Below are 21,996 nucleotides of genomic sequence, written 5' to 3'. Positions count from 1 at the left end.
GTAAAGGGAAAGGGCCACGGCCCTTTCGTCACCCCTAGCGAAGAGAGAACAAGACAAGATGGGCACCCTCCACCACCTGATCAACGGCGAAATGGTCGCCGACAACGGCCGCAGCGCCGACGTCTTCAACCCCTCCACCGGCGAAGCCATCCACAAGGTCCCGCTGGCCGACGGCAAGACCCTGCAGAAAGCCATCGATGCCGCCAGGGCCGCCTTCCCGGCCTGGCGCAACACCCCGCCGGCCAAGCGCGCACAGGTGCTGTACCGCTTCAAGCAACTGCTGGAGCAGAACGAGGCGCGGATTTCCAAGCTGATCAGCGAAGAGCACGGCAAGACCCTGGAAGACGCCGCCGGCGAACTCAAGCGCGGCATCGAGAACGTCGAGTACGCCTGCGCCGCCCCGGAAATCCTCAAGGGCGAGTACAGCCGCAACGTCGGCCCGAACATCGACGCCTGGAGCGACTTCCAGCCGATCGGCGTGGTCGCCGGGATCACCCCGTTCAACTTCCCGGCGATGGTGCCGCTGTGGATGTACCCGCTGGCCATCGCCTGCGGCAACACCTTCATCCTCAAGCCCTCCGAGCGCGACCCCAGCTCCACCCTGCTGATCGCCGAGCTGTTCCACGAAGCCGGCCTGCCGAAGGGCGTGCTGAACGTGGTGCACGGCGACAAGGAAGCCGTGGACGGCCTGCTCCAGGCGCCGGAAGTGAAAGCCATCAGCTTCGTCGGCTCGACCCCCATCGCCGAATACATCTATGCCGAGGGCACCAAGCGCGGCAAGCGCGTGCAGGCCCTGGGCGGCGCGAAGAACCATGCGGTGCTGATGCCCGACGCCGACCTCGACAACGCCGTCAGCGCGCTGATGGGTGCCGCCTACGGCTCCTGCGGCGAGCGCTGCATGGCGATCTCGGTGGCGGTATGCGTCGGCGACCAGGTGGCCGACGCGCTGATCGCCAAGCTGGTTCCGCAGATCAAGGCGCTGAAGATCGGCGCCGGCACTTCCTGCGGCCTCGACATGGGCCCGCTGGTCACTGCCGCCGCGCAGGCCAAGGTCACCGGCTACATCGACAGCGGCGTGGCCCAGGGCGCGGAGCTGGTGGTGGACGGCCGCGGCTACCAGGTCGCCGGCCACGAGAACGGCTTCTTCCTCGGCGGCAGCCTGTTCGACCGGGTGACCCCGGAAATGACCATCTACAAGGAAGAGATCTTCGGCCCGGTGCTGTGCGTGGTTCGCGTCAACAGCCTGGAAGAGGCCATGCAGTTGATCAACGACCACGAATACGGCAACGGCACCTGCATCTTCACTCGCGACGGCGAGGCCGCCCGCCTGTTCTGCGACGAGATCGAGGTCGGCATGGTCGGCGTCAACGTCCCGCTGCCGGTGCCGGTGGCCTACCACAGCTTCGGCGGCTGGAAGCGCTCGCTGTTCGGCGACCTCCACGCCTACGGCCCGGACGGCGTGCGCTTCTACACCCGGCGCAAGGCCATCACCCAGCGCTGGCCGCAGCGGGCCAGCCACGAGGCCTCGCAATTCGCCTTCCCCAGCCTCTGAAGGCTGACGACAACAGGCATGGTCGGTAACGACCATGCCTTTTTTCTTTTTCCGCAATCAGGAGTCCGCAACGTTCCACCGCCGTGAAACCTCACCCACGGCCGCACCCATGGCGTCGCCCACAAGGCGGCCCAGACCTTGCCCAAGAACAATTAAAGGGTCTCAACGATGTCCAAAGTCGTACTGGCTTCACAACTGCCGAACAAGCGCAACGCCTCGCTCGCGCCCGGCCTGAAACAACGCCACGTCACCATGCTGTCGATCGCCGGGGTGATCGGCGCCGGCCTGTTCGTCGGCTCCGGCCATGCCATCGCCGCCGCCGGCCCGGCCGCCCTGCTCGCCTACCTGATCGCCGGCACCCTGGTGGTGCTGGTCATGCGCATGCTCGGCGAAATGGCGGTCGCCTCCCCCGATACCGGTTCCTTCTCCACCTACGCCGATCGCTCCATCGGCCGCTGGGCCGGTTTCACCATCGGCTGGCTCTACTGGTGGTTCTGGGTGCTGGTGATCCCCCTCGAAGCGATCGCCGCCGCGGCCATCCTCAACGCCTGGTTCCCGGCCATCGACACCTGGATCTTCGCCCTCGCGGTGACCTTCCTGCTCACCGTCACCAACCTCTTCAGCGTGGCCCGCTACGGCGAGTTCGAATTCTGGTTCGCGCTGCTCAAGGTGATCGCCATCATCGCCTTCATCGTGCTCGGCGCGGTGGCCATCGTCGGCGGCCTGCCGGAACGCGAGGTCAGCGGCCTGTCCAGCCTGATGGCGAGCCACGGCGGCTTCGTGCCGAACGGCTACGGCGCGGTGCTCGGCGCCCTGCTGACGACCATGTTCAGCTTCATGGGCACCGAGATCGTCACCATCGCCGCCGCCGAGTCCAAGGACCCGGCGAAGCAGATCACCCGCGCCACCAACTCGGTGATCTGGCGGATCGGCCTGTTCTACCTGGTGTCGATCTTCATCGTGATCTCCATCGTGCCGTGGAACGACCCGCTGCTGATCCAGGTCGGCTCCTACCAGCGCGCCCTGGAGCTGCTGGACATCCCGCACGCCAAGCTGATCGTCGACCTGGTGGTACTGGTCGCCGTGGCCAGTTGCCTGAACTCGGCGATCTACACCTCGTCGCGGATGGTCTTCTCCCTGGCCAAGCGCGGCGACGCCCCGAGCGTGCTCAAGCTGACCAACACCGCCCACGTACCACGCCCGGCGGTGCTGGCCAGCACCGCGGTGGGCTTCCTCACCACCATCGTCAACTACTTCGCACCGGAGAAGGTCTTCACCTTCCTCCTCGCCAGCTCCGGCGCCGTGGCGCTACTGGTGTACCTGGTGATCGCCGTGGCCCAGTTGCGCATGCGCAAGCAATTGCAGGCCAGCGGCCAGCCCATCGAGTTCCGCATGTGGCTATATCCCTGGCTGACCTGGGCGGTGATCCTGTTCATCGTCGCCGCACTGAGCATCATGCTGATCATGCCGGAGCACCGTCACGAGGTGTTCGCCACCGCTCTGCTGACGATCTTCACCGTCTGCCTCGGGCTGCTCAACGCGCGACGCAAGCCGCGCCTCGGCGAGGACTACGCCGGGAAGACGGCGCGGGTCTGAGCCCACCACCGGGGGAAGAACCCAGGCAGCCCTCCAAAGAAAAGCCCGGCCAATGGCCGGGCTTCTTCAGGCAAGGTCGTCTCAGACCTTCCTGACGAATTCCGATTTCAGCTTCATCGCGCCAATGCCGTCGATCTTGCAATCGATGTCGTGGTCGCCGTCCACCAGGCGGATGTTCTTCACCTTGGTGCCGACCTTCACCACCAGCGAGGAGCCTTTCACTTTCAGGTCCTTGATCACGGTGATGGTATCGCCGTCCTGGAGAACGTTGCCCACCGAATCCTTGATCACCTTGCCATCATCGGACGCCGTAGCGGCCTCGTTCGGCGACCATTCATGGGCGCACTCCGGGCAGACCAGCAGCGCACCATCCTCGTAGGTGTATTCGGAGTTGCATTGGGGACAGGGCGGCAGCGTGCTCACGGCATTCTCTCTTCAGCAGGGGGACGAAAACCGCAGATTATATAGGGTTTCTCGCTCCCCTGCCGAACCGCCTCAGAGCCCCTTGGTCTTCGGCGCGCCGAGGGCCGGCCCGGAGAAGTCGAGGGTGCCCTTTTCGCTGAAGCGCACGGTGCCGAACAGGCCTCCGGCGAGCTTGCCCTTCACCACGTAGGGCATGCCCCGGGTCGGCGCGTTGTTGCTCAGGCCCCAGGCCTGGCGGAAGGCGGAAAAGGCGGAGACGGTCAGCGGCACGCTCACCACCCGCTCGCCGAAGCGCGGCACCTCGCCGGTCTGGTCGCTGACGCCGCTGGCCAGGGGCTGGCCGTTGACGTCGAGGTCGAGGGCGATGCCGTTGTATTCGATCGGCTCGTCGTTGGGGTTCTGTACCCGCAGCTTGACCATGAAGCGCATCTCCATGCCTTGCCCCGGCAGGGGTTCCAGGCCGACCAGGTCGATACGCAACGGATCGCGCTGGCCGAAGGTGCTGCAGGCGCTCAACAGGACGCCCAGGCACAGGGCCGGCAGCAGGCGGCCGAGGTTCGCAGGCAGGCGCATGGGTTCTCCTCCTTGGGTCGAATGTGCGCCCATGGTGCCACAGCCGCTAGAATTCGCCGCGCAGCCGATCCGGCTGCGCCAATGGACAAAGGACATGCCCATGCCTACACGCGTTCTGCGCGGCCTCGTCGCCGCCCTCCCACTGTTCCTCGCCGCCTGCTCGGACTCCGCTCCGTCCAGCGAGGAGATCGCCCGCCTGCTCGCCGAGCGCGGCTTCGACAAACCCGCCTGCGCCAGCTCCACCCTGTTCAAGACCTTCCCGGTGACGCTCTCCGACAGCTTCTCCGGCCCCGGCCCGGCGAAAGGCAACGCTGCGGTCTACGACGCGCTGGTCGGCGTCGGCCTGCTGCGCCGCGACGGCGATTCCTACGACCTCACGCCCGCCGGCCGCGAGGACTACAAGCCCGAGTCGAAGGCCTTCTGCTACAGCAGCGGCTTCGACGTCAGCGTCCGTTCGGTGGACCCCGCCAAGCCCGACGACTACGGCCCGGCCGTGGAAAAGGGCTGGTTGGTCACCGTCGAGGTCAAGCCACGCGAAGTGAAGGACTGGGCGAAGAACCCCGAGGTGCTCAAGCAGGCCAGCCTGACCACCCTGCAACAGATCACCCAACCGCAGGTCGGCCAGGTCTCGCTGGTCAAGCCACGCGGCGAGGAAGGCTACAAGCTCGTCAACACCCGCTTCTCGCCCAGGCAGGGCTTCCACTTCAACCAGGCCTGGTAATCCCGCGCCCCCCTTCCGCCCGCCCCGCTCGGGGCGGGCTCCTCATTCAACCCACTGATCGATAAAGGTTTTTTCGTCGGACGAAACAGCCTGGCGATTGCTCGCCCGAGGGCTTTCGTATACATTTGTTTTCACTGTAAACACCGTATACAACGAAAACGAAGCTGATCAGAAAATGAGCACCGTAGTCTCGTTCCGCGCCGATGACGCCCTGGTCGCGGCCCTCGACGAACTGGCCCGCGCCACCCACCGCGACCGCCCGTATCACCTGCGGCAGGCGCTCGCGCAGTACCTGGAAAGGCAGCAGTGGCAGGTCGCTGCCATCGATGAAGGCTTGGCCGATGCCAATGCCGGTCGCCTGCTGGAACACACCGAGATCGAGAAGCGCTGGGGGCTGCAATGAGCCTGAAGTGGACCCGTAAGGCGGCCGCCGACCTGGACGCCATCTACGACCATTACGTCGTGCTGATCGGCCCGGAAAAAGCCCTGAAAGCCGTCCAGGACATCGTCGAGCAGGTGAAACCGCTGCAGCAGGTAGCCAACCAGGGGGCAGGGCGGCCCAGCGAGGTGCCAGGCGTACGCACCCTGACCCTGGAGCGCTGGCCGTTCAGCGCCCCTTTTCGGGTAAAAGGCAAGGAAATCCAGATTTTGCGCATCGACAGGGTCGAAATTACCCCCTGAAAGTGGTCACACGGTTACAAGATGTTTCAAAACGAATATTTACCTTGACTTGTACGTAGTTATTTATTTCGGACAAAACATCCATAACTCACAAGAAATGGACATTTTTCGACCAGACAAATGAGAGCGACCAACTTGCGACCACTGCAACCTGATTAGTTCTTTAACTGACTTATGCTTCGCTCCCATATGCATCCGTATTTTTCCGAAACCCGACGACCTCGCCCGCTGGGCATGCTTTCTCGCGCTTTTTCCGGTGATTTTTCCCCAGGAGCAGTCTCCCGCAAGGAGGAACCGGCATGGATTCGCTGAAAGGCATGGCGATCTTCGCCACTGTGGTGGACAAGGGCTCGATGGCAGCCGCGGCCCAGAGCCTGGGCATGACCCCTTCGGCAGTCAGCCAGCAGATCCGCAAGCTGGAGAGCCGCGCCCAGGTCACTTTGCTGCATCGCACCACCCGCCGGCTGACCCTGACCGAGGCCGGCGAGGCGTTCTATCGCAGTTGCGCGCAGATGCTGGCGATCGCCGAGGAAGCCGAGCGGCGGCTTGGCGAATGGCGCGATGCGCCGGTGGGTGAGTTGCGCCTGGCGGCGCCGGTGGGGTTCTCCGGCACGCTGATCACCCAGGCGCTGAAACCGTTGCTGGAGAACCACCGCCAGTTGCGCCTGCAACTGTTCTTCCAGGACGAGCGCATCGATCTGGTCGCCGAGCGCATCGACCTGGCGATCCGCGTCGGCAATCTCGCCGACTCCAGCCTGGTGGCGCGCCACCTCGGCGACTGGAGCAGCGTGCTCTGCGCGGCGCCGGCCTATTTGCGCCAACGGGCGCCCATCAACCGTCCGGAGCAGTTGACCGAGGTCGACTGGATTTCCCTGAACACCTCGAACCACCTCAACCACCTGACGCTCAGCGGGCCGGGCGGGGAAGTCTGCAAACTGCGCCTGGAGCCACGGGTGGCCGCCAACGGGATGCTCGCGGTGCGTCAGTTCACCCTCGACGGACTCGGCGTGTCCTACCAGCCGCTGCCGGAGGTGCGCGACGCGCTGAACGACGGGCGCCTGCAACAGCTCTTGCCGGAGTGGAGGATTCCCGGGCTCGGCATCTATGCGGTGACGCCACGGCGAGAGGCCCAGCCGGCCAAGGTGAAGGTCGCCATCGAGGCGCTGCGGCGAGCGTTCGCCACGGACGGGGATGAGCGCTGGAGCTGACCGACGGACTGCCGGCCAGCTCCAGGTACCGTCAGGAGAAGCGGCCGAGGGTCAGGGTGACCTCGCCGATGTCCGTGCCCGTGGCGTTGCCGCCGCTGGTGATGCCGGCATAGTCCGCCGATGCCGGCGTGAAGCCCCAGGTGTTGGTGGCGCCGGATTTCCACGGGTCATCCCAGCTGAAGGTGCCCATCTTGGTGTTGCCGTCGTAGCAGTCGAAGCTGCCCTGGGTGCCGGACGAAGCGTTCTCCCGTCCGCAGGAGGCGATCCATTGCGGGCTGCCGGCCTGCACGTTCATGCTGCTGACTTCCTCGGTGGAAATCTCGTCGTCCTTGTTGGTGTAGCGGTAGAACTTGCCCCATTGCAAGGTGGCGTTGCGGATGCCCACCGTGCCGATGGATTTGGATACCACGACCTTCACTGCGATCCATTCTGCGTATGCCATGTCGATCTCCGTTAACCATGCGTTCACAGCTTCCTGTAGGACGTCACGGACAGGACCGGGCGCTCACAACGGACCCTTGGCTACTTCGACCAGCACGGCGCCATCCCTGACCCGCTTCACTATAGGCTGGCCACCAGCCACCACCGCCTGCCAGATCTGGTAGGCGGCGGCCGGGGAGGTCAGGCCCTCCGGCGTTTTTCCCCGCGAGGGGCCTTCATGCCGAATGCCTCGCGCAGGTCGGTGGTGGGTGGCGGCAGGAAGCGCATGCGGGCGAACAGGCCTCGCAGGTAAGCGTCCATCAGCGCGGCCGCCGCCGCGCTGTCGCCGTCCTCCAGGGCATCGAGCAGGGCGCGCTGCGCGGCGCAGGCCTCGGCGGTATAGACCGCCCCCTTGTTCAGCGCGATGTCCAGCGAGGCGCGTGCCACCAGGCCGCGGACGAAACCCTGCAGCAAGGGATTCTCGGTCAGTTCGGCCAGGCGCAGGTGGAAACGCCCGGCGAGACGGATCAGCCCGGCGCTGTCGCGGGCCGCGAGGCAAGCCTGCTCCTCGTCGACCAGCGCCCGCAGCTCGGCAAGGGCGGCGGGATCCAGCCCCGCGGGCAGTTGTCGCACCACTTCGCTTTCCACCAGCAGGCGCGCGTCCAGCACCTGCCGCGCCTGGCGCTCGTCCGGGCGGGCGACGCTGGCGACCTCCTTCGGCGGCATCACCACCGCGCCGTCCTCGGCGAGACGGGTGAGGGCACGCTGGATGGTGCCGTTGCTGACCCGGAAGATCTGCCCGAGGGTTTCCTTGCTCAGCTTGGCGGCCGGCGCCAGGCGCTTTTCCAGGATTGCCGTGTAGATGCTTTCGTAGACGAAATGGCTGGTGGGGCGCAGCGCGGCGCCCTGCTGGGTACGTGCGTCGAATCCGACCATGTTCACACCTGTCGAGTCGTGCTTGTGGGCCTTCGCAGGCGGCGGACGAAAGCCGTCCGGGCGCCGCGACGGTCCCGGGTTGGAACCCTGGCGCGGGCGATCAGACCTGCGGCAAGCGCAGGTCGATGTTCAGGCGCGCGCCTTCGTTGAGGATGTGCTGGCGCATCGCCTGGCTCGCCCGCTCGCTGTCGTGCTGGCGGATCGCACGGAGGATGGCGTCGTGTTCCTGGAGGATCTCCTCGGCGTATTCCGGCTGGCGGCGGACCAGGTTGTCGCTGCGTTCCAGGGCGCTGCCGATCTGCTCGGAAACGCTGAGGAAGATCGGGTTCGAGGTGAGCTTCACCAGGCGCCGGTGGAAGGCCGTGTAGGCCTCCACCAGAGCCTGCGGGTCGCCATCCTCGACCGCTTCGCGCAGGTCCAGCAGCAACAGCCGCAGTTCGCTGATCTCCGCCGCCCCGGCGCTCTGCGCGACGATGCCGACGATGAACGGCTCCAGCGCATAGCGCAGTTGCAGGACGTCTTCCATGGTCGCCTCGCCGGGCGCCGCGACCTCGCGCAGCGGCTCGCTGCGTTCGAGGACCATCACGCCCTTGCCCGGCAGCGAACGGACCACGCCCAGGGTCTCCAGGACCATGATCGCCTCGCGCAGGCTCGGCCGGCTGATTTCCATCTGCTCAGCCAGCTCGCGCTGGCCGGGCAACATCTGGCCGGCGACCCAGCGACCCTGCTCGATGGTGTCGAGCAGGCGCTGGGCAACCGCGTTGACCAGCTTGGACGAAGAAAACATGTCGCCTCCCTTTACTTGCCAATCGGACGTGCAACGCGCCTCGGCGCGTCAGCCATGCAGCTTGCCTTCCCCGGCCACCGCGCTGCGCTTGAGCGGCTCGCCGTCGGCCTTGGCCGGCGCCTCCAGGCGCCCGTCGAGTATGGCCTGCGCGCGCGGCATATCGATGTCGTTTTCCCAGCGGGCGATGGTCACGGTGGCCACGCAGTTGCCGATCAGGTTGGTCAGCGCGCGGCCGATGCCCATGAACCAGTCCACCGAAAGCACCAGCACCAGGCCGGCCACCGGGATCGCCGGCACCGCGGTGAGGGTGGCGGCGAGGATCACCAGGGCCGAGCCGGGAATGCCGTGGGCACCCTTGGAGGTCACTAGCGAAACCAGCAGGATGGTGACCAGGTCGGTCATCGCCAGCGGCGTGCCGGTGACGTGGGCGATGAACACCACCGCCAGGGTCAGGTAGATCGAGAATCCGTCGAGGTTGAACGAGTAGCCGGTGGGAATCACCAGGCCTACCGTGGAGCTGCGGATGCCCATGTGCTCGAGCTTGCGCATCACCTGCGGCAGCACCGCGTCGGAGGAGGCGGTGCCCATCACGATCAGCAGCTCTTCGCGGAAGTAGCGCAGGAACGGCAGCATGCGCACCCCGGAGAGACGCAGGACGCTGCCGAGCACCGCCATGACGAAGACCAGGCAGGTGGCGTAGAACACCAGCACCAGCGCGCCCAGGTGGCTGAGCGAGTCGACGCCGTAGCGGGCGGTGGTGAAGGCCACCGCGCCGAACACGCCGAGCGGTGCCAGGCGCACGATCATGCCCATGATGCGGAACACGATGTGGCTGAATTCGTTGATCAGGCGGGCCACGCCGCTGGCCTGCTCGCCGACCAGGTTCAGGGCGCTGCCGAACAGCACGGAGAACAACAGGACCTGGAGGATGTCGTTCTCGGCGAAGGCGCTGAACACAGAGGTCGGGATCAGGCCCATGAGGAATGCCACGGGGCCGTGGATCTCCTGGGTGCGCCCGGTATACAGGGCGACGTCGCCGGCGGGCAGTTCGTTGAGATGGATGTTGGCGCCGCTGCCCAGGCCCAGGCTGTAGGCGACCACCAGGCCGAGGACCAGGGCGATGGTGGTGAGGATTTCGAAGTAGATCACCGACTTCAGGCCGATGCGGCCGACCTTCTTCAGGTCGCCGGCGCCGGAGATGCCGTTGACCACCACGCAGAAGACGATCAGTGCGATGAGCATCTTGATCAGCTTGATGAAGCCATCGCCCAGCGGCTTCATCTGCACGGCCAGGTCGGGAATGCCGACCCCGCAGATGACGCCTATCACCAGGCCAATCACGACTTGCAGGAATATCGAGCGGGAACAGCGCTTGATGAACATCGCAGGAGTCTCCATTCGGCGCTTCCATCGGGCCTCGCGGAGGCGGGCGATGAACGCATTTTTATTGTGGTATTACCGGTCTGACCAGTTCAGCCTATACGCAAAGAAGTCGGCCTGACAAGCCGCTATCGGCGGGCGCGACGAATGGCCAGGAACCGCGGCACGCGCGGGCCGCAGCCGGGAGAAGGGCGCTCGGATGGCGCAAGGCGGCGGGCCAGAGCGGCTCGCCGCGGGGAAGGGGAGGTCAGCCGGCAAGGGCCTCGGCGACGAAATCGAGGCGATCCTGGCCGAAGAACAACTGGTCGCCGACGAAGAAGCTGGGCGCGCCGAAGACGCCGCGCCGCACCGCCTCTTCGGTGGTCGCCTTGAGCCCCTCCTTGACCTGCTCGTCGCCAACCAGGCGGAGGAACTCATCCGGATCGAACCCGGCCTCCGCCAACACCTGGGCGACCACCTCGGGCTTGCCGAGGTTCTGCTGTCGTACCCACAACGCTTCGAACACCGCTTTCAGGTAGGGGTGGAACCCTTCGCCGCCGAGATAGCCCTGGGCGCCGCGCATCAGCGTCAGGGTGTTGATCGGGAAGGCCGGGTTGAAGGCCAGCGGCACGCCGTAGCGTTTCGCATAGCGCGCCAGGTCGTGGAGGGTGTAGCGCCCCTTGGCCGGCACCTCGATCGGCGAATGGTTGCCGGTGGCCTTGAACACGCCGCCCAGCAGCATCGGCCGCCAGGCGATGCTCGCGCCATGGGCGGCGGCGATGCGCGGCAGTTGGGTCCAGGCGAGGTAGGTGGTGGGACTGCCGAAGTCGAAGAAGAACTCGATTTGCTTGCTCATGCGTGGCTCTTTCCGTGGCGGGGATCAGAAGGTTTCCATCCAGGGGCGCAGGTCCAGTTCGTGTACCCAGCAGTCGCGCGGCTGGCAGTGGATCTGCCAGTAGGTCTCGGCGATGTGCTCGGGATCGAGGATGCCGTCCTGCTCCTTGCGCTTGTACAGCTCGGGCAGGGTTTCGCGGATGAAGTCGGTGTCGATGGCGCCGTCGATGATCGGGTGGGCGACGTGGATGCCCTTCGGCCCCAGCTCGCGCGCCATGCTCTGGGCCAGGGCACGCAGGGCGAACTTGGCGCCGGAGAACGCGGCGAAATGCGCGCGGCCGCGCAACGAGGCGGTGGCGCCAGTGAAGATGATCGTTCCGCGCTGCCGCGGCAGCATCACCCGCGCCGCCTCGCGGCCGGTGAGGAAGCCGCCGAAGGCGGCCATCTCCCAGACCTTGCGATAGACCCGTTCGGTGGTTTCGGTGATCGGGAACCAGACGTTGGCGCCGACGTTGAAGATCACCGCCTCCAGCGCACCGACCTCACCCTCGATGCGGGCGAAGAGGTCGATCACCTGCTGCTCCTGGCGTGCGTCGCAGCCGCAGGCCAGGGCCTCGCCGCCTTGGTCGCGGATGGCCTGCACCAGCGGCTCCAGCTTCTCCGCGTTGCGCCGGGCGACGCACGCCACGTAGCCCTCGCGGGCGAACCGCCGGGCGATGGCGCCACCGGTGGCGTCGCCGGCGCCCATTACCAGAACCGCTTTGCGCTGGGTCATTGCAGAGGCCTCTCTTGTTAGTTCTTTTTTAGAACCCAATAGAGACGATAGTTAGTTCTTAAAAGGAACTTGTCAACTGGCAAGGGCTCGAGTGATATCCGCGCACCAATTACTCTGCCTGTCCCGGCCTGCCCGGCACGTCCTCTCCCTGAAGAGAGGGGACCGGTCGGCGGAGCCTGGTACGACAGCGTCCTTCCTGCCGTAACGCCATCGGCGTTTATCCGCCGATTCGCGTCGGCGGCCAGGCCTGGAACGCTCAGCCGCGCCGCAGCAGGCGCCCCTTCCAGAACAGCCCCTCGCGTACCGTCACGTCCCGCGCGTGCAGCGGCTCACCGCATTCGGAACAGACCAGCACGCCATGCATGTGCTGGCCGCAATGCTTGTGCACATGCTCGAGTGGCGGCCCCTCGACGCCGGCGAGGTGGCGGTCGCCCCAGTTCACCAGGGAAAGGATGGCCGGGTACAGTTCCATCCCTTTCTCGGTAAGCCGGTATTCCTCGCGCAGCGGCCTTTCCTGGTAGGGCACCTTGGCCAGTATCTCCGCTTCGACAAGGCGCTTGAGGCGGTCGGCGAGGACGTGGCGGGTCACGCCGAGGCTGCGCTCGAAGTCGTCGAAACGGCGCACGCCGAGAAAGCAGTCGCGCAATACCAGCAGGGTCCAGCGATCGCCGAGGATCGCCAGCACCCGCGCCAGCGAACAGGGTTGCTCGCTCAGTTCTTCCCAACGCATGAGACACCTCCAGCCGTTCGGCAAAGGATAGCCGCGTGGGTTCTGAAACGAAACCGACCGGCCACGCCTTTCCAGCGGCCCGCCGCCCATGGCATAACCGCGTTCCTGTCCCCTGTCCCGGAATCCCGACCATGTCGCTCGACTGGACCTGCAAGCACCACGCCGACCTCACCCTGAAGGAACTCTACGCACTGCTGCAATTGCGCACCGAGGTCTTCGTGGTGGAACAGAAATGCCCCTACCAGGAAGTCGACGGCCTCGACCTGGTCGGCGATACCCATCACCTGATGGCCTGGCGCGACGGCCAGTTGCTCGCCTACCTGCGCCTGCTAGACCCGGTTCGCCACGAGGGCCAGGTGGTGATCGGCCGAGTGGTCAGTTCCTCGGCCGCGCGCGGCCAGGGGCTCGGTCACCAGTTGATGGAACGCGCGCTGCAGGCGGCGGAGCGCCTCTGGCTGGACACCCCGGTATACCTCTCGGCCCAGGCCCACCTGCAGGGCTACTACAGCCGCTATGGCTTCGTCGCGGTCACCGAGGTCTACCTGGAAGACGACATCCCGCACATCGGCATGCGCCGGGCCTGAGGCCCGGAACGCCGCGGACGGTGGGGGGAGGGAAGGGAATCAGGCCTGCGGCTTGAGCACGCCGGGCAGTTGGGCTTCCAGCTTGGCGTTGTTCAGCGGCGCGCGGATGAAGCCGTGCTGCTCGCCGTCCGGGCCGATGATCACCAGGTTGCCGCTGTGGTCGACGGTGTAGTTGGGCTTGCTGGTGTCGGCGGGGATGTAGGGGATGCTCATGGCGTTGGCCAGCTTCTGGATGTTCTCCGGAGTACCGGTGAGCCCCTGGAAGCCGGCGTTGAAGTAGCCCAGGTATTGCTTGATCTGCTGCGGCGTGTCGCGGTTCGGATCGACGCTGACGAATACCACCTGCAGGTCGTCGCGCACCTCCTGCGGCAGCTTGCCCTGCAATTCGCGGAGCTGGGCGAGGGTGGTCGGGCAGACATCGGGGCAGAAGGTGTAGCCGAAGAACAGCAGGTGCCAGCGACCCTTGAGACTGGCGGTGCTGACCGCCTGGCCGTCCTGGTTGGTGAACTCCAGCGCCGGCACCTTGCGCGTCTGCGGCAGGATCACGATGCCGGCGTCGAGCAGCACGGTGGGATCGGCCTGGCGCTGGGCGGTGAGCACCTTGTGCACGGTGAGGCCGAGGACCAGGGCAACCAGGGCGACGAGGACGAGGACGGTCTTGTTGACTCGAGTCATGGGTGGGCAAGGCTCTAGAGTGGGATCAGAGAAGCAGCTTCAGCGGCAGATAGTGGTCCACCAGCAGCGCCATGAACAGCAGGAACAGGTAGACGATAGAGTACTTGAAGGTCTTTATCGCCGCATGTGGCCGGCTGTCACAGTAGAGCGCCCAGGCCCAGTCGAGGAAGCGCGCGCCCAGGGCCAGGGCGCAGAGCAGATAGACCAGCCCGCTCATGTGGATGACGAACGGCATCAGGCTCACCGCGAACAGCACCAGGGTATAGAGCAGGATGTGCAGCTTGGTGTAGCGCTCGCCGTGGGTCACCGGCAGCATCGGGATGTCGGCCTTGGCGTATTCGTCCTTGCGGTGGATGCATAGCGCCCAGAAGTGCGGTGGGGTCCAGGCGAAGATGATCAGTACCAGCAACAGCGGCTCGGCGCTCAGGTGGCCGGTGATGGCGACCCAGCCGAGCAGCGGCGGCGCCGCCCCGGCGAGCCCGCCGATGACGATGTTCTGCGGCGTGGCGCGCTTCAGGAAGCCGGTGTAGAGCGCCGCGTAGCCGAGCAGCGAGGCGAGGGTCAGCCAGGCCGTCAGCGGGTTGGTGAAGGCCAGCAGCACGGCCATCCCGGCCAGCGCCAGGAGCAGCGCGAAGCCCAGCGCCATGCTCGGCGACACCCGGCCCTCGGCCAGCGGCCGCTTGTGGGTCCGCGCCATGATCGAGTCGATGCGCCGGTCCACCACATGGTTGACCGCCGCCGCCGCGCCGGCACAAAGGCCGATGCCGAGGTTGCCGAAGATCAGCACCTGCCAGGGCACGAAGCCATCCAGCGGCGCCTTGGTGGCGAGCAGCATGCCGATCAGCGAGGTGATCAGCATCAGCACCACGACCTTGGGCTTGGTCAGTTCGAGGAAGTCGCGCCAGGTCGGCTGGCTGTGGCGATCGATGACGGTGGCCATATCCTTACCTCCATCCTTCTGTCTGTCAGGCGGCCTTCAGCCGCGAACCTTGCGCCGGCGGCAGCGTGCGGCGCACGCGCTGCGGCGACGGTGCCGGCGCGCGGACGCTGGCCGGCGCGCGCAGGCGATAGTTGACCAGCACCAGGCTGAGCAGCAGCAGGGCGCCACCGCCGTTGTGCGCCACCGCCACCGGCAGCGGCAGGTGCAGCAGCACGTTGCTGATGCCCAGGCCGATCTGCAGCGACAGGCCGAGCAGCATCAGCGCGGTCGGCCAGACCACGCCGCTGCGCTGCAGGCGCCAGGCGAGCAGCAGGAGGACCAGGGTCACGCACAGCGCGCCGATCCGGTGGGTCATGTGGATCGCCGTGCGCGCGTCGCTGTCGAGCTGGCCGCCGAGGTAGTTGGGGCCGATGTGCTGGGTCAGGTGGAAGCCGTTGGCGAAGTCCATCCGCGGCCACCACTCGCCATGGCAGGTGGGCAGGTCGATGCAGGCCACCGCCGCATAGTTGCTGCTGACCCAGCCGCCGAGGGCGATCTGGCCGATCACCAGGAGCAGGGCCAGCCCCGCCAGTCCGCGGGTCGCCGCCGGGTAGCGCCGCGCCGCGAAGCGTCCGGAGAGGCGCAGGGCGAGGAGAAAGAGCAGCGCCAGGGTGGTGAAGCCGCCGAGCAGATGGGCGGTGACCACCTGCGGCCAGAGCTTGAGGGTCACCGTCCACATGCCGAAGGCGGCCTGCGCGATCACCACCGCGAGCAGCAGCAGCGGCAGCTTCAGCGGTTGGCCGTCGCGCCCGCGGCGGACCAGCGCATGCAACGCCAGGCCAAGGATGAGCAGGCCGAGGGCGCCGGCGAAATAGCGGTGGATCATCTCGTTCCAGCCCTTCTGTGCCTCCACCGGGGCGTCGGGGAAGTGCAGTTCGGCGTGGGCCAGTTGCGCCTCGCTCAGCGGCACGTGGACGAAGCCGTAGCAGCCTGGCCAGTCCGGACAGCCGAGGCCGGCGTGGGTCAGCCGGGTATAGGCGCCGAGCAGGACCACCACGGCGGCCAGCAGGGTCGCCAGCACGGCGACGGTGAAACCGGGTTTGCGGGTTGCGCCTGACATTCGCGGGCCCCTTTTTCTTGTCGTTCTGTCCTCATCGGGCCGGGAACCGCGCCGGCCACGCCGATCAACCGATATGCGAGAGCTTGAGCAGCAGTTGCACGTCCTTCAGCAGCTTCTTGCCGTTGGCCTTGGCGTCGTAGCGCAGCACCAGGTTGCCGTGCGGGTCGACCACCCACAGCAGCGGCCGCTCGCCGCCGCCGGCCTTGTCGTACAGGGCCGGGTCCAGGCCGTAGCGCTGCAGGCGCGGGTAGTCCTGCCTCACCAGGTTGGCGAAGTCCGCCGGCAGCTCGCCGCTGGCGGCCAGGGCGTGGCCGGCGCGCGAGGCTTCGCGGCCGAGGGCGATGTTGACCTGGCGGGCCAGGTAGACCAGTTGCTGGCAGTCCTCGCCGCAAGTGCCCGGCGCGGTCACCAGCAGTTGCCACTGCTCGCCCTGGCTGCGTCCCTGCACGCCGAGGTCGGCGGGGGTCTGGCCGTTGCCGATCAGCGCGCCGCTGTAGCTGCGCCCCTGCGGAACCCAGAAATTCCATTTGTACATGGCGCTGGCGAGCAGCATCGGCCCCACCACCAGGCCGATGATCGCCAGCAGTTGCAGGCGGCCACGGGCGCGGCGCGGACGTTCAGGCATCGGAATCGCGAGACTCATGGTTTTTCTCCCGTGCGCGGCGCACACCGAGGTAGAGGTAGAGGGCGAGCAGGGCCGTCGCCAGGGCGAACCACTGCACGGCGTAGCCGGTGTGCCGCTCCGGCGGCATCGAGACCAGGGGCCAGTCGGTGTCGAAGCTGGCGTCGCCCGGTTCCAGGCGGATTTCCCAGGGCAGCCCGGCGCGACCGAAGGCCTGCCACAGCGCCGGGATGTCGAGCTGGGTCACCAGGCGCGGCCAGCCGCCGGCCGGCGCGTCGGCCAGGTGCAGGCCGCCGGGTGGCGGCAGGTAGGTCCAGGCATCGAGCAGGAGGACGCGGTCGGGGGTTTCCAGCGCCGGCGGCGAGCGTCGGTCAGTCCATGCGACCCAGCCGCGGTTGACCAGCAGCCAGAGGCCGCTGGCCTGGTCGTAGAAGGGTTGCAGCACCTCGACCCCGGCCTGCCCGTTGCGCAGCCGGTTATCCAGCAGCAGCGTATGCCGCTCGTCGAAGCGGCCGTGCAGGCGCACGCGGACGTACGCCGGGTCGCGCAGCCCCTCTAGCTGCCCGGGCGACACCGGCTCGGCGCCGCGCCGGGCCTCGTAGCTGGCCAGCAGGGCGCGCTTCTCGTCGGCCCGCTGCAACTGCCAGGTGCCCAGCCAGAGCAGCACCGGCAGCAGGCCGAGGACCACCAGGGTCGGCAGCAGGCCGGGGCGGAACGCGCCACGCATGCTGCGTCTGTCATTGCGTCCGGCCTCCCCGAGGCGCTGGCTATACTGCATGAATCCCCCCATCGCCGGAGTCCCACCATGTTGAAAGTGGCGATCGTCCTGCTACTGCTGGCTACCCTGGTGAGCCTGTTCAGCGGCCTGTTCTTCCTGGTCAAGGACCAGGGCCATGGTTCCCGCGTGGTCAATTCGCTGACCGTCCGCGTGGTGCTCGCCGCGGCGACCCTGGCGCTGGTCGCCTGGGGCTTCTACAGCGGCGAGCTGAACAGCCACGCGCCCTGGCATTTCTGATTCCCCCGGTGGCGGTCAGATCACGTAGACGAAGATGAACAGGCCGATCCAGACCACATCGACGAAGTGCCAGTACCAACTGGCGGCCTCGAAGCCGAAGTGGTGCTCGGCATCGAAGTGACCGCGCAGGATGCGGATCAGCATGATGCTGAGGATCAGCGCGCCGAGGGTCACGTGGGCGCCGTGGAAGCCGGTGAGCATGAAGAAGGTCGAGCCGTAGATACCGGCGCCGAGGGTCAGGCCCAGCTCGTTGTAGGCGTGCACGTACTCCTCGGCCTGCAGGATCAGGAAGGCGATCCCCAGCAGCACGGTCAACGCCAGCCAGGCCTTGAGCGGGCCGCGCTTGTTCTTCTTCAGGGCGTGGTGGGCGAAGGTCACGGTGAAGCTGGAGGTGACCAGCAGGATGGTGTTGATCAGCGGCAGCTTCCACGGCTCGATCACCGCGCTCGGCGGCGGGAACAGCTTCGGGTCCGGGGTCTGCAGCAGCGGCCAGCTGTACTGGAAGTTCGGCCAGAGCATGTGCGCCACGCCCTTGGCACCCTCGCCGCCGAGCCAGGGACCGGCGAAGTGGCGGACGTAGAACAGCGCGCCGAAGAAGGCGGCGAAGAACATCACCTCGGAGAAGATGAACCAGCTCATGCCCCAGCGGAACGAGCGGTCCATCTGCGCGCTGTAGAGTCCGGCGCGGCTCTCGCGGATGACGTTGCCGAACCAGCCGAACAGCATGTAGGCGATGATCAGCCCGCCGACGAAGAAGATCCACGGGCCATGGGATTCCTTGTGGCCTGCGGTGAGGTCGTTGAACCAGGTACCCAGGCCGAACACCGTCACCAGCAGGCCGATGCTGGCGATGATCGGCCACTTGCTCTGGGCGGGGACGTAATAGTGTTCGTGGCTTGCCATGTTGTTCTCCTTATCGTCCCGCAACCGGTACGGGCGGCTTCCGCGCAGTGATATCGAAGAGGGTGTAGGCCAGCGTCACGTGCCGCACATCCTTGGGCAGATCGCGGTCGACGATGAAGCGCACCGGCATCTCGATGCTCTCGCCGGGTTGCAGCACCTGCTGGGTGAAACAGAAGCATTCGGTCTTGTGGAAGTAGGCGGCGGCCTCGGCCGGGGCGATGCTCGGGATGGCCTGCGCGGTCATCGGCTTGTCGCTCGGGTTGCGCGCGTAGAACACCATCTGGTTCACCGCGCCGGGATGCACCACCAACTGGTCGCCGGCGGAGCGGAACTCCCAGACCATGTCGATATTGTTCGAGGTCATGAACTGCACCTTCACCTCGCGCCCGACATCCACCTGCTGCTCGCCGCTGTAGGCGCTGCCGGCGGTCTTGCCGTTGATCCCCAGGGCGCGGCACATCACGTCGTAGAGCGGCACCAGGGCGAAGCCGAAGGCGAACATCAGCACGGTCACCAGCAGCAGGCGGCCGACCAGGCGGCGGGTATCGACCTTGGCATCGCTCATGGCGCGCTCCTCACTTGACCTCGGGCGGGGTGCTGAAGGTGTGGTAGGGCGCCGGCGAGGGGATGCTCCACTCCAGGCCCTCGGCGCCGTCCCAGGGCTTGGCAGGGGCCGGCTTGCCGCCGCGGATGCACTTGATGACGATGAACAGGAACAGCAGCTGGGTGGTGCCGAACATGAAGGCGCCGATCGACGAAACCATGTTGAAGTCGGCGAACTGCAGGTTGTAGTCGGGGATCCGTCGCGGCATGCCGGCGAGGCCGACGAAGTGCATCGGGAAGAACGCCAGGTTCATGCCGATGAAGCTCATCCAGAAGTGCAGCTTGCCGAGGGTCTCGTCGTACATGTGGCCGGTCCACTTCGGCAGCCAGTAGTAAGCCGAGGCGAAGATGCCGAAGATCGCGCCGGGCACCAGCACGTAGTGGAAGTGGGCGACCACGAAGTAGGTGTCGTGGTACTGGAAGTCCGCCGGGGCGATCGCCAGCATCAGTCCGGAGAAGCCGCCGATGGTGAACAGGATGACGAAGGCCACGGCGAACAGCATCGGCGTCTCGAAGGTCAGCGAACCCTCCCACATGGTGGTCACCCAGTTGAACACCTTCACCCCGGTGGGCACCGCGATCAGCATGGTGGCGTACATGAAGAACAGCTCGCCGGTGACCGGGATGCCGACCACGAACATGTGGTGCGCCCAGACCACGAAGGAGAGGAAGGCGATGCTGGCGGTGGCGTAGACCATCGAGGTGTAGCCGAACAGCGGCTTGCGCGCGAAGGTCGGGATGATCGCACTGACCGCACCGAAGGCAGGCAGGATCATGATGTACACCTCGGGGTGGCCGAAGAACCAGAACACGTGCTGGAACAGCACCGGGTCGCCGCCGCCGGCGGCGCTGAAGAAGCTGGTGCCGAAGTGGATGTCCATCAGCATCATGGTCACCACGCCGGCCAGCACCGGCATCACCGCGATCAACAGGAACGCGGTGATCAGCCAGGTCCAGACGAACAGCGGCATCTTCATCAGGGTCATGCCCGGGGCGCGCAGGTTGAGGATGGTGGCGATCACGTTGATCGCGCCCATGATCGAGCTGATCCCGGCCAGGTGGATGGCGAAGATGAAGAAGGTCACGCTGTGCGGGGCGAAGGTGGTCGACAGCGGCGCGTAGAAGGTCCAGCCGAAGTTGGGACCGCCGCCGGGCATGAACAGGGTGCTGACCAGCAGGCCGAAGGCCGCCGGCAGCAGCCAGAAGCTGAAGTTGTTCATCCGCGGCAGGGCCATGTCCGGCGCGCCGATCATCAGCGGGATCATCCAGTTGGCCAGGCCGACGAAGGCCGGCATCACCGCGCCGAAGACCATGATCAGGCCGTGCATGGTGGTCATCTGGTTGAAGAACGCCGGCTCGACGATCTGCAGGCCGGGCTGGAACAGCTCGGCGCGGATCACCATGGCCATCGAGCCGCCGAGCAGGAACATCATGAAGCTGAACCACAGGTAGAGGGTGCCGATGTCCTTGTGGTTGGTCGTCAGCACCCAGCGCATCAGGCCCTTGGCCGGTCCGTGGTGGTGGTCGCCGGCATGGTGGTCGGGCGTATCGATCACAGCACTCATGGCGGTCTCCTATTGTTGTTTCTGCTTGTAGGCGACGACGTCTTTCGGGGTGACCATGTCGCCATCGTCGTTGCCCCAGGCGTTGCGCTCGTAGGTGATCACCGCGGCCAGGTCGACCTCGTTGAGCTGCTTGCCGAAGGCCGCCATGGCGGTGCCGGGCACGCCGTTGAAGACCACTTCCAGGTGGTGCTCCTTGGGCCCGGTGACGATCTTCGAGCCCTTCAGCGCCGGGAACATCGGCGGCATGCCCTGGCCTTCGGCCTGGTGGCAGGCGGCGCAGATGGTGTGGTAGACCTTGTCGCCGCGCGCGACCAGTTCTTCCTTGGTCCACTCCTTGCTGGTCAGTTCCTTGACCTTCGCCGCCTCTTCCTTGCGCTTGGCCAGCCACTGGTCGAACTCGGCCTTGGGCTTGACGTCGACCACGATCGGCATGAAGCCGTGGTCCTTGCCGCACAGCTCGGCGCACTGGCCGCGGTAGATGCCGGGCTCGTCGACCTTGGTCCAGGCCTCGTTGACGAAGCCGGGGATGGCGTCGCGCTTGACCGCGAAGGCCGGCACCCACCAGGAATGGATCACGTCGCTGGAGGTGATCAGGAAGCGCACCTTGGTGCCCACCGGCAGCACCAGCGGCTCGTCCACCTCCAGCAGGTAATGCTCGTCCTTCGCCTGCCGGTTGTGGATCTGGTCCTGCGGGGTGGCCAGGTTGCTGAAGTACTCGACGTCCTGGCCCAGGTACTTGTACTGCCACTTCCACTGGTAGCCGGTGACCTGCACGTCCAGCTCCGGCTCGGAAGTGTCGTAGATGTGGATCAGGGTGCGGGTGGCGGGCACCGCCATCACCACCAGGATCACGAACGGCACCACCGTCCAGAGGATTTCCACCGTGGTGCTCTCGTGGAAATGCGCCGGCTGCTGGCCGGTGGAGCGGCGGTGGACGATCATCGACCAGAACATCGCGCCGAAGACCAGCACGCCGATCACCACGCAGATCCAGAAGATGGTCATGTGCAGGTCGAAGACGGACCGGCTCACCTCGGTAGCGCCCGGGGCCATGTTGACCGTCCAGGCGGCATTCGCCTGGCTGATCGCCGAGAGCAAAAGGAAGCCCATCCAGACTCGTGGATGTCGCAGCATTCGGGTTCCCCTTATCGTTGTTTTTATCCCGCCGGCAGACGCCAACGGCCAAGGGGTGGACCGCCAAGACAACGAACTTTGACCGTCGCACCTCGGCACACAGCAAGGCAGGCCGGGTTCATCAGGTTCAGCATTCGAGTGGGAGTATAGACAGCGGCTGCGACATAACAACGCAGCGTAAAAACGTCGCTGGAAAGTGCCGATTCTTCTCTAAAAGCCGCGAGCGGCGTGGCTTTGCAGGCGAATGGTGGCCGCCTGATA

General features: G+C 66.3%; 26 protein-coding genes. 8 read left to right on the top strand and 18 right to left on the bottom strand.

Annotated elements, in window-relative coordinates; genetic code table 11:
- Window positions 1–58 precede the first annotated feature (58 nt).
- Together M6E97_RS25715 and gabP are read left to right on the top strand one after the other, a co-directional pair.
- On the top strand, window positions 59–1,552 hold the full coding sequence (locus M6E97_RS25715; protein WP_003101230.1) for a CoA-acylating methylmalonate-semialdehyde dehydrogenase: 1,494 nt from the start codon (window positions 59–61) through the stop codon (window positions 1,550–1,552).
- Between the two features lie 168 nt (window positions 1,553–1,720).
- Window positions 1,721–3,148 carry a GABA permease gene (gene gabP / locus M6E97_RS25710; RefSeq protein WP_003083784.1) on the top strand — a complete coding sequence of 476 codons (1,428 nt, stop codon included), beginning with the start codon at window positions 1,721–1,723 and terminating at the stop codon, window positions 3,146–3,148.
- A gap of 81 nt (window positions 3,149–3,229) precedes the next feature.
- Here the strand turns inward: gabP and M6E97_RS25705 are convergent, their stop codons facing one another.
- Together M6E97_RS25705 and M6E97_RS25700 are read right to left on the bottom strand one after the other, a co-directional pair.
- Window positions 3,230–3,571: a zinc ribbon domain-containing protein YjdM gene (locus tag M6E97_RS25705; RefSeq protein WP_003101229.1), complete on the bottom strand. Its 342-nt coding sequence runs from the start codon at window positions 3,569–3,571 to the stop codon at window positions 3,230–3,232.
- 72 nt (window positions 3,572–3,643) lie between these two features.
- Complete coding sequence (locus M6E97_RS25700) at window positions 3,644–4,144, bottom strand: LEA type 2 family protein (RefSeq protein ID WP_003162763.1); 501 nt, start codon at window positions 4,142–4,144, stop codon at window positions 3,644–3,646.
- Between the two features lie 100 nt (window positions 4,145–4,244).
- On the opposite strand from M6E97_RS25700, the gene M6E97_RS25695 reads away from it, so the two are divergent.
- From M6E97_RS25695 to M6E97_RS25680, 4 genes are all read left to right on the top strand, one after another.
- Entirely contained in the window at window positions 4,245–4,865 is a 621-nt protein-coding gene (locus M6E97_RS25695; RefSeq protein ID WP_003101226.1) for a hypothetical protein, read from the top strand.
- A gap of 175 nt (window positions 4,866–5,040) precedes the next feature.
- On the top strand, window positions 5,041–5,268 hold the full coding sequence (locus M6E97_RS25690) for a CopG family ribbon-helix-helix protein (RefSeq protein ID WP_003083775.1): 228 nt from the start codon (window positions 5,041–5,043) through the stop codon (window positions 5,266–5,268).
- The gene (gene parE / locus M6E97_RS25685; protein WP_003083773.1) at window positions 5,265–5,546 is read left to right on the top strand and encodes a type II toxin-antitoxin system toxin ParE; all 282 of its coding nucleotides are present in this window, start codon (window positions 5,265–5,267) and stop codon (window positions 5,544–5,546) included. The genes M6E97_RS25690 and parE overlap by 4 nt, the downstream gene beginning before the upstream one ends.
- 299 nt (window positions 5,547–5,845) lie before the next feature.
- Complete coding sequence (locus M6E97_RS25680) at window positions 5,846–6,754, top strand: LysR family transcriptional regulator (RefSeq protein WP_003083769.1); 909 nt, start codon at window positions 5,846–5,848, stop codon at window positions 6,752–6,754.
- A 31-nt stretch (window positions 6,755–6,785) separates the two neighbouring features.
- Here the strand turns inward: M6E97_RS25680 and M6E97_RS25675 are convergent, their stop codons facing one another.
- The 7 genes from M6E97_RS25675 to M6E97_RS25645 all read right to left on the bottom strand — a co-directional run bounded on the left by M6E97_RS25675 (window position 6,786) and on the right by M6E97_RS25645 (window position 12,595).
- The gene (locus tag M6E97_RS25675) at window positions 6,786–7,196 is read right to left on the bottom strand and encodes an aegerolysin family protein (RefSeq protein ID WP_003110659.1); all 411 of its coding nucleotides are present in this window, start codon (window positions 7,194–7,196) and stop codon (window positions 6,786–6,788) included.
- Between the two features lie 179 nt (window positions 7,197–7,375).
- On the bottom strand, window positions 7,376–8,110 hold the full coding sequence (locus M6E97_RS25670; RefSeq protein WP_003110658.1) for a GntR family transcriptional regulator: 735 nt from the start codon (window positions 8,108–8,110) through the stop codon (window positions 7,376–7,378).
- Between the two features lie 100 nt (window positions 8,111–8,210).
- On the bottom strand, window positions 8,211–8,897 hold the full coding sequence (locus M6E97_RS25665) for a FadR/GntR family transcriptional regulator (protein ID WP_003083762.1): 687 nt from the start codon (window positions 8,895–8,897) through the stop codon (window positions 8,211–8,213).
- Between the two features lie 48 nt (window positions 8,898–8,945).
- Window positions 8,946–10,295 carry a C4-dicarboxylate transporter DctA gene (locus M6E97_RS25660; RefSeq protein WP_003119513.1) on the bottom strand — a complete coding sequence of 450 codons (1,350 nt, stop codon included), beginning with the start codon at window positions 10,293–10,295 and terminating at the stop codon, window positions 8,946–8,948.
- 229 nt (window positions 10,296–10,524) lie between these two features.
- Window positions 10,525–11,112, bottom strand: coding sequence for a 2-hydroxychromene-2-carboxylate isomerase (locus M6E97_RS25655; RefSeq protein WP_003083757.1), 588 nt, complete (start codon window positions 11,110–11,112; stop codon window positions 10,525–10,527).
- 24 nt (window positions 11,113–11,136) lie between these two features.
- The gene (locus M6E97_RS25650) at window positions 11,137–11,865 is read right to left on the bottom strand and encodes an SDR family oxidoreductase (RefSeq protein WP_003083755.1); all 729 of its coding nucleotides are present in this window, start codon (window positions 11,863–11,865) and stop codon (window positions 11,137–11,139) included.
- Window positions 11,866–12,121: 256 nt separating this feature from the next.
- Window positions 12,122–12,595, bottom strand: coding sequence for a winged helix-turn-helix transcriptional regulator (locus M6E97_RS25645; RefSeq protein ID WP_003083753.1), 474 nt, complete (start codon window positions 12,593–12,595; stop codon window positions 12,122–12,124).
- 131 nt (window positions 12,596–12,726) lie between these two features.
- Between M6E97_RS25645 and M6E97_RS25640 the strand changes: the two genes are divergently transcribed.
- Entirely contained in the window at window positions 12,727–13,179 is a 453-nt protein-coding gene (locus tag M6E97_RS25640) for a GNAT family N-acetyltransferase (RefSeq protein WP_009314933.1), read from the top strand.
- 39 nt (window positions 13,180–13,218) lie between these two features.
- Here M6E97_RS25640 and senC read toward each other — a convergent pair whose 3' ends face one another.
- The 5 genes from senC to M6E97_RS25615 form a co-directional block, all read right to left on the bottom strand.
- Window positions 13,219–13,854 carry a cytochrome c oxidase copper chaperone SenC gene (gene senC, locus M6E97_RS25635; RefSeq protein WP_003083748.1) on the bottom strand — a complete coding sequence of 212 codons (636 nt, stop codon included), beginning with the start codon at window positions 13,852–13,854 and terminating at the stop codon, window positions 13,219–13,221.
- 25 nt (window positions 13,855–13,879) lie between these two features.
- A complete protein-coding gene (gene cyoE, locus M6E97_RS25630; protein WP_003083746.1) occupies window positions 13,880–14,794 on the bottom strand; it encodes a heme o synthase in 915 nt (304 codons plus the stop codon).
- Window positions 14,795–14,819: 25 nt separating this feature from the next.
- Entirely contained in the window at window positions 14,820–15,893 is a 1,074-nt protein-coding gene (locus M6E97_RS25625) for a COX15/CtaA family protein (RefSeq protein ID WP_023874786.1), read from the bottom strand.
- 64 nt (window positions 15,894–15,957) lie between these two features.
- Window positions 15,958–16,536 (bottom strand): hypothetical protein, encoded by a 579-nt coding sequence (locus M6E97_RS25620; protein ID WP_003101218.1) that lies wholly within the window; start codon window positions 16,534–16,536, stop codon window positions 15,958–15,960.
- Window positions 16,511–17,305 carry an SURF1 family protein gene (locus M6E97_RS25615; RefSeq protein WP_023092256.1) on the bottom strand — a complete coding sequence of 265 codons (795 nt, stop codon included), beginning with the start codon at window positions 17,303–17,305 and terminating at the stop codon, window positions 16,511–16,513. Before M6E97_RS25615 ends, M6E97_RS25620 begins: the two co-directional genes overlap by 26 nt.
- 15 nt (window positions 17,306–17,320) lie before the next feature.
- On the opposite strand from M6E97_RS25615, the gene M6E97_RS25610 reads away from it, so the two are divergent.
- Window positions 17,321–17,530, top strand: a complete 210-nt coding sequence (locus M6E97_RS25610; protein WP_003110653.1) for a twin transmembrane helix small protein — start codon at window positions 17,321–17,323, stop codon at window positions 17,528–17,530.
- 15 nt (window positions 17,531–17,545) lie between these two features.
- On the opposite strand, the gene M6E97_RS25605 is transcribed toward M6E97_RS25610, so the two are convergent.
- From M6E97_RS25605 to coxB, 4 genes are read right to left on the bottom strand one after another with little or no spacing between them, the layout of a single operon-like run.
- Complete coding sequence (locus tag M6E97_RS25605) at window positions 17,546–18,433, bottom strand: cytochrome c oxidase subunit 3 (protein ID WP_003083728.1); 888 nt, start codon at window positions 18,431–18,433, stop codon at window positions 17,546–17,548.
- A gap of 10 nt (window positions 18,434–18,443) precedes the next feature.
- On the bottom strand, window positions 18,444–18,998 hold the full coding sequence (locus M6E97_RS25600) for a cytochrome c oxidase assembly protein (RefSeq protein WP_003083725.1): 555 nt from the start codon (window positions 18,996–18,998) through the stop codon (window positions 18,444–18,446).
- Window positions 18,999–19,008: 10 nt separating this feature from the next.
- Entirely contained in the window at window positions 19,009–20,601 is a 1,593-nt protein-coding gene (ctaD, locus tag M6E97_RS25595; protein WP_003083723.1) for a cytochrome c oxidase subunit I, read from the bottom strand.
- 9 nt (window positions 20,602–20,610) lie between these two features.
- Window positions 20,611–21,735: a cytochrome c oxidase subunit II gene (gene coxB / locus M6E97_RS25590; protein ID WP_003101203.1), complete on the bottom strand. Its 1,125-nt coding sequence runs from the start codon at window positions 21,733–21,735 to the stop codon at window positions 20,611–20,613.
- Window positions 21,736–21,996 lie beyond the last annotated feature (261 nt).

Source organism: Pseudomonas sp. B111 (genome assembly GCF_026428275.1).
GTDB lineage: Bacteria > Pseudomonadota > Gammaproteobacteria > Pseudomonadales > Pseudomonadaceae > Pseudomonas > Pseudomonas aeruginosa.
The sequence above is the reverse complement of the archived record's forward strand: the minus strand, read 5'-3'. Positions and strand labels throughout refer to the sequence as shown.

Bases quoted from the DNA above. Each gene is read 5' to 3' on its own strand.
- M6E97_RS25715 (WP_003101230.1), top strand. From the start codon at position 59: ATGGGCACCCTCCACCACCTGATCAACGGCGAAATGGTCGCCGACAAC.
- gabP (WP_003083784.1), top strand. From the start codon at position 1,721: ATGTCCAAAGTCGTACTGGCTTCACAACTGCCGAACAAGCGCAACGCC.
- M6E97_RS25700 (WP_003162763.1), bottom strand. From the start codon at position 4,144: ATGCGCCTGCCTGCGAACCTCGGCCGCCTGCTGCCGGCCCTGTGCCTG.
- M6E97_RS25695 (WP_003101226.1), top strand. From the start codon at position 4,245: ATGCCTACACGCGTTCTGCGCGGCCTCGTCGCCGCCCTCCCACTGTTC.
- M6E97_RS25690 (WP_003083775.1), top strand. From the start codon at position 5,041: ATGAGCACCGTAGTCTCGTTCCGCGCCGATGACGCCCTGGTCGCGGCC.
- parE (WP_003083773.1), top strand. From the start codon at position 5,265: ATGAGCCTGAAGTGGACCCGTAAGGCGGCCGCCGACCTGGACGCCATC.
- M6E97_RS25680 (WP_003083769.1), top strand. From the start codon at position 5,846: ATGGATTCGCTGAAAGGCATGGCGATCTTCGCCACTGTGGTGGACAAG.
- M6E97_RS25675 (WP_003110659.1), bottom strand. From the start codon at position 7,196: ATGGCATACGCAGAATGGATCGCAGTGAAGGTCGTGGTATCCAAATCC.
- M6E97_RS25670 (WP_003110658.1), bottom strand. From the start codon at position 8,110: ATGGTCGGATTCGACGCACGTACCCAGCAGGGCGCCGCGCTGCGCCCC.
- M6E97_RS25665 (WP_003083762.1), bottom strand. From the start codon at position 8,897: ATGTTTTCTTCGTCCAAGCTGGTCAACGCGGTTGCCCAGCGCCTGCTC.
- M6E97_RS25660 (WP_003119513.1), bottom strand. From the start codon at position 10,295: ATGGAGACTCCTGCGATGTTCATCAAGCGCTGTTCCCGCTCGATATTC.
- M6E97_RS25655 (WP_003083757.1), bottom strand. From the start codon at position 11,112: ATGAGCAAGCAAATCGAGTTCTTCTTCGACTTCGGCAGTCCCACCACC.
- M6E97_RS25650 (WP_003083755.1), bottom strand. From the start codon at position 11,865: ATGACCCAGCGCAAAGCGGTTCTGGTAATGGGCGCCGGCGACGCCACC.
- M6E97_RS25645 (WP_003083753.1), bottom strand. From the start codon at position 12,595: ATGCGTTGGGAAGAACTGAGCGAGCAACCCTGTTCGCTGGCGCGGGTG.
- M6E97_RS25640 (WP_009314933.1), top strand. From the start codon at position 12,727: ATGTCGCTCGACTGGACCTGCAAGCACCACGCCGACCTCACCCTGAAG.
- senC (WP_003083748.1), bottom strand. From the start codon at position 13,854: ATGACTCGAGTCAACAAGACCGTCCTCGTCCTCGTCGCCCTGGTTGCC.
- cyoE (WP_003083746.1), bottom strand. From the start codon at position 14,794: ATGGCCACCGTCATCGATCGCCACAGCCAGCCGACCTGGCGCGACTTC.
- M6E97_RS25625 (WP_023874786.1), bottom strand. From the start codon at position 15,893: ATGTCAGGCGCAACCCGCAAACCCGGTTTCACCGTCGCCGTGCTGGCG.
- M6E97_RS25620 (WP_003101218.1), bottom strand. From the start codon at position 16,536: ATGAGTCTCGCGATTCCGATGCCTGAACGTCCGCGCCGCGCCCGTGGC.
- M6E97_RS25615 (WP_023092256.1), bottom strand. From the start codon at position 17,305: ATGGGGGGATTCATGCAGTATAGCCAGCGCCTCGGGGAGGCCGGACGC.
- M6E97_RS25610 (WP_003110653.1), top strand. From the start codon at position 17,321: ATGTTGAAAGTGGCGATCGTCCTGCTACTGCTGGCTACCCTGGTGAGC.
- M6E97_RS25605 (WP_003083728.1), bottom strand. From the start codon at position 18,433: ATGGCAAGCCACGAACACTATTACGTCCCCGCCCAGAGCAAGTGGCCG.
- M6E97_RS25600 (WP_003083725.1), bottom strand. From the start codon at position 18,998: ATGAGCGATGCCAAGGTCGATACCCGCCGCCTGGTCGGCCGCCTGCTG.
- ctaD (WP_003083723.1), bottom strand. From the start codon at position 20,601: ATGAGTGCTGTGATCGATACGCCCGACCACCATGCCGGCGACCACCAC.
- coxB (WP_003101203.1), bottom strand. From the start codon at position 21,735: ATGCTGCGACATCCACGAGTCTGGATGGGCTTCCTTTTGCTCTCGGCG.